We start from the raw sequence: 10,442 nt of genomic DNA, 5'->3' as shown, positions 1-10,442 counted from the left end.
GCCCGGGTTGCCGTGGTCCGGGGGCGGCGGGGCCGCCTGCGGTGCGCCGTGGCCGGGGCGCGGCTCGCCGTTCGTGTCCGGACCCGGCGGCCGAGGCACCGGCTGGTGGTAGCCCGGGTAGCCGCCGGGGAGCGCGTACGGGTTGGCGCCTTCGATGCCGGCGCGGGCCGCGGTCTGCTCCATCCGCTGCGTGAGCGAGTTCGCGCCGCGCTGGACCGCGCGCAGTGCCATCGCGGCACCGGCGACCCAGGGTCCTGCCGCTCCGGCGGCCTTCATCGCGCCGCCGCCGATCGCGCCGCTCTTGTTGCCCGCCATCGCCATCCGGCCACCGACGGCCGCCATCGTCCGGGCTTCGGCAGCTTGTCCGAACTGGAGCGAGCTGGCGCTGCCGCCCATTGCGGGCTCGGTCTGCGCGCTGAGGAATCCGGCACCGGCTCCGGCGACCGCAGCGAGGCCCGAGCCGCCGCCGACGTGGGTGGAGGTGAAGGTCATGAATCGCGCCAGGGCCGGCCATGCCAGTGCGGCGAGCAGGATGATGAGCATGCCGCTCAGGAGGGTGGCGATGTCGGTCGCGCCGGTGCCGTCCTCGGTGTCGGTCTCGCCGATGAGGGAGAAGCCCACGGCGAAGATGATCGCGATCAGCGGCTTCATGATGATGAGCTGGATCGTGGCGGACACCAGCTTGTTCCACCACTGCTTGGTGGTGTGGGACATCTGGCCGACCGCGGCGATCGGGCTGGTGGCGATCAGCACGGCGATGGCGGCGTTGCGCAGGATCAGCTCTCCCCAGAGCACGAAGAGCAGCGCGATGCCGGCCAGCGAGATCAGGAAGATCAGGGTGGCGGCGAGTTCGGGACTGGCGCCGAAGGCGAGCAGCGCGGCGAGTTTGTCGCGGAGTTCGGCGTCGCCGTCCTCGAAGGTGAGGTCGATGATGCCGCTGGCGAGTTCGTCGGAGGCGACGAGCGCCATCGAGCCGATGGTCAGCGTCGTCATCACCGCCAGAAGCGCTTTGCCGAGGCCCACAGCCGCTTCGGCGATCGGCCGGCCTTCGGCGGTCACCGCCGTCCGGATGATCTGGATGAACATGATGAAGACCGAGACGATGGCGGCGATGCCCATGCTGATGGCGTAGACCTTGGAGATGCCGCCGGAGGCGAGGTCGATGTTTGGGAACGCGACGAACGCGTCGGCGAACCACTCCATCATCTGCATCATCCCGGCCGCGGCGTCGAGCGCGAGGTCTCCCATCACGGAGTCGCCGATCGAGCCGCCGACGGCATCGCCGGCCTCCTCAGTGGCGCCGCTGATGAGCTGGTCGATTGCCCATTGATTGACCGGGCTGCACACGGTGTAGTCGGCGAATGAGGTCGGATCGAATCCGTCATCACACATGGGAGCTCCTCAGAAAGGGGAAGAAGTGGGGGCGCTGGGGTCAGCGAGTCAGTCGGAACCAGCCGAGTTCGGTGGCTTCGAGCGAGCCGGGGTCGGCCAGTAGCGCCTCGTAGTCGAGGTCGCCGAAGGGGAAGCCGTCGATCTTCCAGTCACCGCCTTCCCAGACCATGACCAGCGGGTAGAGCACCGGGGAGGTCTGCGGGACGCCGTCGTCGTAGACGGTGGCCTCACCCAGCAGCAGCACGTTCACGCGGTCCTCGCTGTGCCCGTAGGTCTGGTAGTTGGAGAAGGCGACGTTGAGGTCAGTGCCTTCGGGAACCTCGCCCTCGGCGGGGACGCCGATCTCATCTCGCGAGTCGAGTGCCATGGCGCGCAGTGCCTCGGCATCGAGCTCGGCCAGCATCGATTCGGAGTAGATCACCGCGCCGAGTGCTTCGCCGCGGCTCGGGTCGAGGTTCGCCGAGTAGGCCGACCAGTACTCGACTCCGGCCGAGATCGCGCCGGTGAGGTCGTGGTCGAAGCCGGTCCACATGCCCGAGACCAGTTCGGTGCCGACCGTGTCGAGCACGAGCACCTCGGGCACGTCCTCATCGGGCACGACCGAGTTCGACTCGGCACTGGATTCGGTCGGCGTCGGCGACTCGTTCTCCGCGGCAGGGGCGTCCTCGCCGCCGGATCGGAGCGCGACGACGCTGAGGACTCCTGCCAGGCCCAGTGCCAGGAGCGCGATCACCGGAACCGTGAAGCGGCCTCGTCGCGATCGGTCGAGGAAGTGGTTGCGTCCCATACGTTTGCGCCTGCCTAACCGACGAAGGTCCACGTCGAGTTGGCGACGGCGATCCACGTCCCCGCCACGACGATCCCGAAGAACGAGCAGATCAGCGCCTTCTTGCCGAGATCCGCCATGTCGGGGCGTTTGCTGGCGCCACCGACTGCGATCAGCGCACCCGACAGGATGCCGACAATGACGCAAACGACCAGCACGATGTACTTCGCTGAACCGATGAGGAAGCTCAATCCCTCTGAGCCACCGGTGGGATCGACGGGTGCGGGATTCTCGATGAACCCGAAGAGACCGGCGGCTTCTTTGATCATCACGACAGCGGCGCTGACATCCATAAGGGGCACTCCTGAATGAGGTATTCGACTTCTTCGGGGCGGGATGCTCACGCATCCACTCGGGACCGAACGGGCCAAGCCAACCAAACGTTTGGCCCATGCAGTCGGACCAACGTAGCGGGTGTCACATCGTAGTGGCAACCCCACGGATAGTTTCGTTACCTTTTCGAGACCGAAGAAAAATAGCAGCTCAGGAGCCATGCATAATCAATACTTTACATTATGCATGTGCATGAATGCAGCCCTGAATGCCCGGTTGCACCTACTTGTTCCAATGATCACCAACCCGCCCGCAAGTCACACATGCGACTCGGAGCACGCCCAGAGCCTTCTGCGTACCAGCCGGTAGCTTCTGCGTTCCCGATTACCTGATAAGAACGATTTCAAGTAACGGAATTGCGAAATGGCATTCGCTGGTATTGACGGGTCGCCCATAGCGGCACTTATATTGGAGCGCCGTAGCGCGCGATCCTCGATCGAGTTCCGCGCGATGCGGCTCCCCGTCCCCAACGATCCCGGTACCCCACATGAATGTTCGCGCCCCGATCGCCGCCCTGCTGGCGTTGCCGTTCGTCGCCGTCCTCGGCATCATCGTGCTCGCCGCAGCGGCGAGCGCTCCTGAGCTGGCCGAGAGCGGGTTCTACACCTGCCGGACCGAGGCCGAAGGATCATCCGCCCTGATCGAGGCGACCGACCTCTCCGACGAGCAGATCCAGAACGCCATCACGATCTACACCGTCGGCGCCGAACGCGGCCTCCCCGAACAAGCGATGGTCATCGCCCTCTCGACCGCGATGCAGGAGTCCAACCTCCGAAACCTCGGCCACCTCGGCGAGGCCAACGACCACGACTCCCTCGGCCTGTTCCAGCAACGGCCCTCATCCGGGTGGGGAACCCCCGAGCAGATCCAGGACCCGGTCTACGCCACCACCAAGTTCTACGACAAGTTGGAGACCATCACCGGCTGGGAGTCCATGCCGGTCACCGAGGCCGCGCAAAGCGTCCAGATCAGCGCCTTTCCTGACGCCTACGCAAAGTGGGAACCGCTCGCCCGGCTCGCCGTCGACCTGCTCGCGACCATCGTCAACTGCGAGACCGCCGACCTCCCCGAAGGAGCCTGGACCAACCCGCTCCCTGGCGCCCCCGTCGTCTCCGGCTACCGCACCGGCGAACGGCCCGACCACGACGGCCTCGATCTGTGGGCCGACAAGGGAACCCCGATCCACGCCGCCAGCGACGGCACCGTCAACCGGGTCCGCTGCAACGCAACCCTCAACGGCGCCAACTACTCGTGCGACACCGACGGCTCCCCTTCGGTCATGGGCTGCGGCTGGTACATGCAGATCGCCCACCCCGACGGCACCCTCACCCGCTACTGCCACATGGTCAGCGAGCCGCTCTTCAACGTCGGCGACACCGTCGAGGCCGGCGACATCATCGGCTACGTCGGCAGCTCCGGCAACAGCTCCGGCCCGCACCTCCACCTCGAAGCGCACACCACCCACAACGCCTCCAGCGCCGACGCGACCGACCCGATGTCGTACTTCGCCGACCGCGGGATCTCGTTCTCGTCCTGACTGTAGGTTCTCAATAGACCTTTTAGTTTCTCAAGATTATTTCGGTGTAAATGTCGGTTCCGACATTTACTTGAAAAACCGTCGGCGCGCAGTTGACCTCGTGGAACATCACGCATACTCCTGTTCCAGGTTGGCCAGGTCGCGGTTGGCGAATTGCACGTGCGCCCACTGGTCATTGACGATGACTTGCAGACACTTGACCGCCGTACGCTCGGCGGGCGGCGGGCAGCCGATCGCGGTGTTCGGCCCACGCACTCGGTCCAGCTCCTCCTGCGTGACCTGCGCCAGATACGCGCGCAGATCGGCGATCCGCTCGGCGCGCACGGCGAGGATTTCACCGAGGGTCGGCGCGGCCGACTCGTCGATGCCGAACTCGACGCCGTTGGTGATGAACGATGCGGGCACGCCGATCGGATGGAACGGGTTCGGGCGAAGATCCACCGCGTGGCCATACCAGGCGTCCACGACGAAGATCGTGTGGCGCAGGGTCTGGGCGAGCGACCATTCATCGTTCACGGATCTGTAGACGGCCTCCTCCGGCAGCGCGCTCGCGCGCCGGACCGTCGCATGCCACAGCTCCTCGATGACGTCCACCGCGTCGCGCGCCGTCTCGGGTGTAGTCGGGCGCAGTCGCAGCCGTTCGGGGTGCAGGCGATCCAGCTCGGCTTCGACCAACGGCATGATCTCCACGCCATTGATGCGTAGCCCGTCGATTGCCCCGTCGATGTCGGCGTTGAACAGCACCACGCCACGCATCCGGGCGCCGGTCAGATCCACCTCGCGGAAGGTCGCGCCGGCCATGGACAGGTCGATGAACTCCGCACCCTCGTAGTCGGGCTGCTGCACGAATCTCGTCATCGACACAGCGTAGGAGCCCGGTACGACAAGACCACCAAATCAAGATCCAGAATCACACGCGGCCAACGTTCCGCAACCGCGCCTTCTCCCACCTCGCCAAATCGGGCACTGGACTCGCCTACCAGACAAGATCATCGAGAAAACGACAGATCGGTGAGAAGAATCCGCCGACCAATCGATGAGAGAGCATGAACTAACGCCAGGTCAACAGCACCGGCTTACGACATTTCTGACGCGAACCTATAAAGGCACCCAGCGCCAACAAGGCACCAGCGCGCATCACTCCGACTCGATCCGCGGCGCGAACGTGGAGAGGAAGTTCGAGACCAGCCGATCGGTCAGCCGCTCCCCCAGCCCGTGCTCCAGGCAGGTCGCCCGGAGCTGGGCCGCATGATCGCCGAGCCGCATCCAGCGGCCGGCCAACTCGGCCAGTTCGACACGGTCCCCGAGTTCGCCGAGTTCCTCCCAGACGGCCCGGAACTCCTCGGCATCGCCAACCGCCTCATCGAGCGTCACCTCGTCATCGGACTCGTAGGGCCACTCGGGGGCGAGCCCCTCCCAGATCTCCCGCCGACAGCTCACCGCTCACCCTCCGCCCGCTCGTCGACGCCGTAGAGAAGGTCGAGGAGCTCCTCAACGACCACCCGGCATCGGCCGCCGAGCTTGAGGACCTTCACCGGGAAGGTTTTGGCCTTCGCGTGCTCGTACGCGGTGTTGCGGCTGATGCTGAGGATGTCGGCCGCGGTCATGAGCGGGCACGTGGTGCCCAGGGCCTCGATCTCGTCGCGCCGCCACATGCGGTTCGCGCTGAAGCGCGGCGGCTTCCTCGTCAGAGTTCGGTTCGACATGACGCCTCACAATCTCGCAGTTTCGACAGGATCGCTTCCGACCTGCCCGTTTACCTGCATCGATGGTGCGCCTGTGACTACGATGGCCGACAGAGGTTTCGCAAGAACGACAGGACCCAAAATGGCGCGCCCGAACTCAGACACCGCGGCCACCGGACCGCTCACACCAGCGGAACTCGTCCTCCAACGCATCCGCACCATCTGCGAAACCCAGGGCCTGTCAATGTCCACACTCGCCCAACGCCTCGCCGACCAGGGTTTCGTCATCAGCGACAACCGGCTCTGGAACCTCGTCTCCGGCCGCACCAAGCTCCACGTCGACACCCTCTTCGCCATCGCCGCCGCCCTCGGCGTCTCCCCACTCGCACTCCAGACCATGCCGCTCGACGACACCAGGGAAGTACAGCCGGCCCCGGGCGTCCAGGTCTCCGCTTCACGGTTCAACTCATGGGTGATCGGCACCGAACCGCTCCCCGGTGCCAGCAAGACCAGCTACGCCGAGTTCCATCCTTATGGAGCCCAGATCGGAAGAGTCAGAGGCGATCTCGATGAGCGCGCTCGTGGTCTGGCAATGCTCCTGGCGTCCCGCGCCGAGGAAGCCGCGTCAGCCGCTGAGCTCCTGAGGCAACAGGCCCTGTCCTATGCCGCAACACTTCTCAACGGCGAGCCATCCGAAGACCTGCTCCGCTCCGCAGAAGCGCTCTCACACAGACTCGGGATCGATGTCTCCGCCATCGACAGGGCGGACGATTCTCGCTCCGGCGCTAGTGAGTAGTTGCCCATGCATCGAGCAGCGTCAAGGCGGCGATGACGCCGCCGTTCAGGAAGCCGAGGGGAAGTTCAGACCTGCGAGTTCCGGGGCGGTGGAGGTCGCGTTGAGGGAGAGTCGTTGCAGTGGAGTCCATTCAGCTGCGGAGCCGGTGGAGGTCGAAAGCACGATCTCTTCGAGGGGGAAGCCCGCGCAGAACCCGTTGAGGAGGGTTTTCGCGCGGACGAGGGCACCGGGACCTCGGTTGTGGGCGAGGGTGACGTGCGGGTGGTACGGGTAGGCAAGGTCGACCGTGGCAGGACCTGCACGCAACGCGGCCGCGAGTGCGGCGCACTCGCTCGCTCCTGCCGTCAGGGGGCTGTAGACCACGTCGCTGACCGGCCGGAACGAGCTCACACCGTCGAGTTCGACCCGGAATGGCGTGAACCGGGTGGCGACGGATCGAGCGTGGCGTACGAAGGCGCGGAGGTCGGGTGGTCGAATCGCCGTTGGCGGAATGAGGGTGATGTGCGGGGCGATGACATCGCCGAGCGGGTCACCCAGTCCGGTGCGGACGCTGGCGAGGAGGCCCCGCCACGGCTCGGGCACCGGGAGTGTGGCGCCGATCGTGATCCGTTCAACCACTGGCGGGTTCATGCGAGCACCGGTGTCGCGGTGAGTTCTGCGTGCTGGAAAGCGATGCCTTCGGCAAGGGAGACGGTCGGTTCCCAGCCGAGCAGGTCCCGCGCCACGGTGATGTCGGCGTAGGTGGCGGGCACGTCTCCGTCTCTGCTCGGGGTTGTCTCGCGAAGGATCGAGGCGCCAGCGGCTGCCTCGCAGAGACCGATCACCTCGTTGAGCGAGGTGGTCGATCCCCTGCCGACGTTGACGACGGCTGCGGTCGCCTCGGCGGTTCCCGCGCGCATCGTCGCTTGGACGGCATCGCCGACGAAGGTGAAGTCGCGGCGTTGAGTGCCGTCGCCGTAGATGCGGAGTGCGGTGCCCTCGTTGGCGGCTCGCAGCGCGCGTTGAATGAACATGTCCTCGCGTTGGCCCGGGCCGAAGACCGTGAAGTAGCGCAGTGCCACGACCGAGGTCCAGACTCCGGACCGGCGGGCGTGGGCAAGACACAGCTGCTCTTCGGCGAGTTTGGTGACGCCGTACGGCGAGGCCGGCTGGGTCGGATCGGACTCCAGGCTGGGTGTGCCGCCGGTGGCGCCGTACACACTGGAGGAGGAGGCGACGACGACTCGCGGCAGCTGCAACCCGATCGCGGCGGTCATGATCCGTTGGGCGACATGGATGTTGCAGTCGACGTAGTGTGCGAAGTCGGGACCCCAGGACGGGCGGACTCCCGGCATCCCCGCAAGGTGGAAGACGACGTCCGCGTCCAGGAGGACGGGTTCGATCGCGCAGGTCCGCAGGTCCGCTCCCACGGTGATGAGGCGCGCGGAGCAGTCGGCGCCCACAAGGTCGGCGAAGATCGGGGCGGGGTCGCGTTGGTCGATGGCGATGACATCGGTGCTGTTCTCCAGCAGGGCCCGTGTGAGGTGGCTGCCGATGAAGCCGCTCGCACCGGTCACGACGGCGCGGCGAATGGGATGGGTAGGCGATGCGGTCATGGCCGTGTCCTTCTGGTCAGGTGAGGTCGTCGAGGAGGTTGCGGCCGAAGTCGTAGAGTTCGCCGGATTCGGTCTCGTGCCCGCGGCTGATGGCGGTCAGGGCCTCGTAGCAGCCGAACGCGTCCAAGAGCCGCCGGTCGGTGTCGCCGAGTGGGACTTCGTAGCCGGTGAGGAAGGCGTCTTTGAGGTCGGGCCGGTCGTACCAGTGGCGCCACCATGATCGTGCGAGGTCGCGGATTCGCGCGTCGCGGCGCAGGTGCTCGAAGTCGAGCAGGTGGAACGCTCGGTGATCGAGGAGCCAGTTCCTTGGTTGGAAGTCGAGGTGGCAGATCGAGGTCGCCATGGGTGTGGCCGCGAGGTATCGGACGTTCGCGTCGATGCGCTGGCGTTGCACGGTGGTCAGGATCAGGTGGTGGTCGACGCGCACTCGCCAGTGCTGTAGTCGGTCGGCGAGCTGGGGGCCGATCGTGCGCGAGATGCCGGTGCTGGAGGCACGATGGAGTCGGCTCAGGCAGTGGCCGGCTTGGTGATGCAGGTTCAGTTCGGCCTCGGATCCGGCCTCGATCTCGGTGCCTTTCCTGCCGGGGAGCCAGGTCAGCAGCAGGAGGCGCTCTTCGGCATCCGCGGCGATCAGCTCGGGCACATGCGTGCGGATGGGTTCCAAGTGGGTCTGGTAGGCGGCCAGTTCGCGGTCGAAGCGTTCGGGATTGGTGAGGCGCTTGACGGCGTACCGGTTGCCGTCCGAGTCGGTGCATCGCCACAACCGTGTTGTCTGGCCTGCTCCGTCTTCGATGGTGGCTCCGGAGAGGTGGCGTTGGGCGAAGTCGAGGACCCCAGCGGTTTCAGACGGTGGCATCGTCGGCTCCGAGGTTCGCCAGGTGGCTGGTGTCGTTGTGGGAGTGCATGAGCCACCGGCGCTGGTCGAAGCGGTCGGTGTTGCGCTGCCAGCGGGTCAGTGAGGCGTGGTCGACGGTGAGTCCGGTTTGGAGTCCGGGTCGGGTCTCGAAGAGGAGGCTGTGGAGTGCTTGGATCGTTTCGCCGTGGGCGGCGAACAGGACGCGGTCGCCGTCGTGCTGTTCGAGCAGGTCGGCGAGGTGTCGGCCAGCTCGGTGGAGGTAGCCGTTCCAGGTGTCCGAGCCTGGGGCCCAGGGCTGGTCGGGGTGTGCGTGGGGACCGCCGCGGGCATCGGTCTTGACGTCGAGCCAGGGGCGGCCGTCGGCTTCGCCGTGGATCGGTCCATCGAGCCCGTCGAGGATGGTCAGGTCCAGTCCGAGCGCGTTCGCGAAGAGGCGCCCTGTTTCCTGGAGTCGTCGGCGGGGTCCGGCGTAGAGCGCGGTGAACGGGGCTTTCGCGTGCTCGCGGGCGAGCCGGGTCGCGGCGGCGTGGACTTGTCTGCGTCCGAGGTCGGTCAGGCCGGTGCAGGTCGCGGGGCCTCCGACGACGCCGACGGCGTTGCACTCGGCTTGGCCGTGTCTGACGAGGACGAGTTCAGTGGTGATCATCGCGGCTCCAGGACGGTGGTGATCGTGTCGATGGGGTGGGTGTAGTGGTGCTTTCCCAGGTAGGGGGCGGTGAGTACGGCTTGGAGGGTGAGCAGGTCGGTGAACTGCTCCGCGCTGATCGGCGCTGCTCGGGTGTGGGTCGCGGACGCCTGGTTGTAGCGATCGAGCGCTGCGGTGAGGGCTGAGGCGGGCAGTGCGCCGTAGGTCATCTGCAGGCTGACGGCCAGTTTGGCGAGGTCGTAGCCCATCGGTGCCGGGTCGAGGTCGTCGAAGTCGATGGTGAACGGCGTGTCCTCTGTGGTCACGATGAAGTTGCGGCAGTTGGCGTCCTTGTAGATCGCCGCAGGCAGCTGGGCGGTGCGCTCCAGGATCAGGCTCAACCGGCGCAACGACTCCCGCGAGGCGATGTGCCCGTCGCGGTAGCGTCGCAGCAGCGTCTCCGCTCGCGAGGGGAAGTAGGCCCGCGTGAAGATCGCGTCCGCGGGTCCGGCGCTTCCGGCGGTCAGGTCGAGGTGGGCAAGGGGTCCGGCGTTGGCGATGCCGTGGACATGCCCGAGGTGTTCGGCGACGGTGGCCAAGTCGCTCGGCAGGACCTTGCGTCCGTTGACGTGCTCGAAGACGAGAGTGGTCTTGTCGGCGCTCACCAGTCGCGGCCGCCGGACGATGGGGAGGTGCTGTGCGAGCCAGCGATAGTGCCGACTCGCTGCGGCGCATTCTTCGGGACTGCGGTATCGCTTCTTGAACGTGCTCATGGGGCCGCTCGCCTTTCAGCGGGG

At 66.4% G+C, this 10,442-nt stretch carries 12 protein-coding genes and 1 pseudogene; 2 read left to right on the top strand and 11 right to left on the bottom strand.

Translation table 11 applies throughout. The features are described 5' to 3' along the window. The 3 genes and pseudogenes from DI269_RS11845 to DI269_RS11835 all read right to left on the bottom strand — a co-directional run. Positions 1-1,392 (bottom strand): annotated as a pseudogene (locus DI269_RS11845) (hypothetical protein); the annotation flags it as partial. A 40-nt stretch (positions 1,393-1,432) separates the two neighbouring features. Then, complete coding sequence (locus tag DI269_RS11840) at positions 1,433-2,179, bottom strand: hypothetical protein (protein ID WP_157974919.1); 747 nt, start codon at positions 2,177-2,179, stop codon at positions 1,433-1,435. A 14-nt stretch (positions 2,180-2,193) separates the two neighbouring features. After that, positions 2,194-2,511 (bottom strand): hypothetical protein, encoded by a 318-nt coding sequence (locus tag DI269_RS11835; protein WP_112136110.1) that lies wholly within the window; start codon positions 2,509-2,511, stop codon positions 2,194-2,196. Positions 2,512-3,038: 527 nt separating this feature from the next. On the opposite strand from DI269_RS11835, the gene DI269_RS11830 reads away from it, so the two are divergent. Continuing rightward, complete coding sequence (locus DI269_RS11830) at positions 3,039-4,088, top strand: M23 family metallopeptidase (protein WP_112136108.1); 1,050 nt, start codon at positions 3,039-3,041, stop codon at positions 4,086-4,088. A gap of 108 nt (positions 4,089-4,196) precedes the next feature. On the opposite strand, the gene DI269_RS11825 is transcribed toward DI269_RS11830, so the two are convergent. The 3 genes from DI269_RS11825 to DI269_RS11815 all read right to left on the bottom strand — a co-directional run bounded on the left by DI269_RS11825 (position 4,197) and on the right by DI269_RS11815 (position 5,794). After that, positions 4,197-4,946 carry a DinB family protein gene (locus tag DI269_RS11825; protein WP_157974918.1) on the bottom strand — a complete coding sequence of 250 codons (750 nt, stop codon included), beginning with the start codon at positions 4,944-4,946 and terminating at the stop codon, positions 4,197-4,199. A gap of 279 nt (positions 4,947-5,225) precedes the next feature. Next, positions 5,226-5,528, bottom strand: coding sequence for a hypothetical protein (locus tag DI269_RS11820; protein WP_112136104.1), 303 nt, complete (start codon positions 5,526-5,528; stop codon positions 5,226-5,228). Beyond that, on the bottom strand, positions 5,525-5,794 hold the full coding sequence (locus tag DI269_RS11815; protein ID WP_198667342.1) for a helix-turn-helix transcriptional regulator: 270 nt from the start codon (positions 5,792-5,794) through the stop codon (positions 5,525-5,527). Before DI269_RS11815 ends, DI269_RS11820 begins: the two co-directional genes overlap by 4 nt. A 223-nt stretch (positions 5,795-6,017) precedes the next feature. Here DI269_RS11815 and DI269_RS11810 point away from each other — a divergent pair, with 223 nt between their 5' ends. Further along, positions 6,018-6,569, top strand: coding sequence for a hypothetical protein (locus DI269_RS11810; RefSeq protein ID WP_157974917.1), 552 nt, complete (start codon positions 6,018-6,020; stop codon positions 6,567-6,569). Positions 6,570-6,614: 45 nt separating this feature from the next. Here DI269_RS11810 and DI269_RS11805 read toward each other — a convergent pair whose 3' ends face one another. Genes DI269_RS11805 through DI269_RS11785 form a run of 5 tightly spaced genes read right to left on the bottom strand, consistent with a single transcriptional unit; the run spans position 6,615 to position 10,418 of the window. Continuing rightward, a complete protein-coding gene (locus DI269_RS11805) occupies positions 6,615-7,199 on the bottom strand; it encodes a 2'-5' RNA ligase family protein (RefSeq protein WP_112136097.1) in 585 nt (194 codons plus the stop codon). Further along, positions 7,196-8,164 (bottom strand): NAD-dependent epimerase/dehydratase family protein, encoded by a 969-nt coding sequence (locus DI269_RS11800; protein WP_112136095.1) that lies wholly within the window; start codon positions 8,162-8,164, stop codon positions 7,196-7,198. The genes DI269_RS11805 and DI269_RS11800 overlap by 4 nt, the downstream gene beginning before the upstream one ends. A gap of 16 nt (positions 8,165-8,180) precedes the next feature. Continuing rightward, positions 8,181-9,020 carry a phosphotransferase enzyme family protein gene (locus DI269_RS11795; RefSeq protein WP_112136092.1) on the bottom strand — a complete coding sequence of 280 codons (840 nt, stop codon included), beginning with the start codon at positions 9,018-9,020 and terminating at the stop codon, positions 8,181-8,183. Further along, complete coding sequence (locus DI269_RS11790; RefSeq protein WP_112136090.1) at positions 9,007-9,666, bottom strand: histidine phosphatase family protein; 660 nt, start codon at positions 9,664-9,666, stop codon at positions 9,007-9,009. The genes DI269_RS11795 and DI269_RS11790 overlap by 14 nt, the downstream gene beginning before the upstream one ends. Then, the gene (locus DI269_RS11785) at positions 9,663-10,418 is read right to left on the bottom strand and encodes a phosphotransferase (protein WP_112136087.1); all 756 of its coding nucleotides are present in this window, start codon (positions 10,416-10,418) and stop codon (positions 9,663-9,665) included. Before DI269_RS11785 ends, DI269_RS11790 begins: the two co-directional genes overlap by 4 nt. Positions 10,419-10,442: the final 24 nt, after the last annotated feature.

This window comes from Glycomyces dulcitolivorans, from assembly GCF_003265355.1.
GTDB lineage: Bacteria > Actinomycetota > Actinomycetes > Mycobacteriales > Micromonosporaceae > Glycomyces > Glycomyces dulcitolivorans.
The sequence above is the reverse complement of the archived record's forward strand: the minus strand, read 5'-3'. Positions and strand labels throughout refer to the sequence as shown.

Bases quoted from the DNA above. Each gene is read 5' to 3' on its own strand.
- DI269_RS11810 (WP_157974917.1), top strand. From the start codon at position 6,018: ATGTCCACACTCGCCCAACGCCTCGCCGACCAGGGTTTCGTCATCAGC.
- DI269_RS11815 (WP_198667342.1), bottom strand. From the start codon at position 5,794: ATGTCGAACCGAACTCTGACGAGGAAGCCGCCGCGCTTCAGCGCGAAC.
- DI269_RS11795 (WP_112136092.1), bottom strand. From the start codon at position 9,020: ATGCCACCGTCTGAAACCGCTGGGGTCCTCGACTTCGCCCAACGCCAC.
- DI269_RS11785 (WP_112136087.1), bottom strand. From the start codon at position 10,418: ATGAGCACGTTCAAGAAGCGATACCGCAGTCCCGAAGAATGCGCCGCA.
- DI269_RS11840 (WP_157974919.1), bottom strand. From the start codon at position 2,179: ATGGGACGCAACCACTTCCTCGACCGATCGCGACGAGGCCGCTTCACG.
- DI269_RS11805 (WP_112136097.1), bottom strand. From the start codon at position 7,199: ATGAACCCGCCAGTGGTTGAACGGATCACGATCGGCGCCACACTCCCG.
- DI269_RS11830 (WP_112136108.1), top strand. From the start codon at position 3,039: ATGAATGTTCGCGCCCCGATCGCCGCCCTGCTGGCGTTGCCGTTCGTC.
- DI269_RS11800 (WP_112136095.1), bottom strand. From the start codon at position 8,164: ATGACCGCATCGCCTACCCATCCCATTCGCCGCGCCGTCGTGACCGGT.
- DI269_RS11825 (WP_157974918.1), bottom strand. From the start codon at position 4,946: ATGACGAGATTCGTGCAGCAGCCCGACTACGAGGGTGCGGAGTTCATC.
- DI269_RS11790 (WP_112136090.1), bottom strand. From the start codon at position 9,666: ATGATCACCACTGAACTCGTCCTCGTCAGACACGGCCAAGCCGAGTGC.
- DI269_RS11835 (WP_112136110.1), bottom strand. From the start codon at position 2,511: ATGGATGTCAGCGCCGCTGTCGTGATGATCAAAGAAGCCGCCGGTCTC.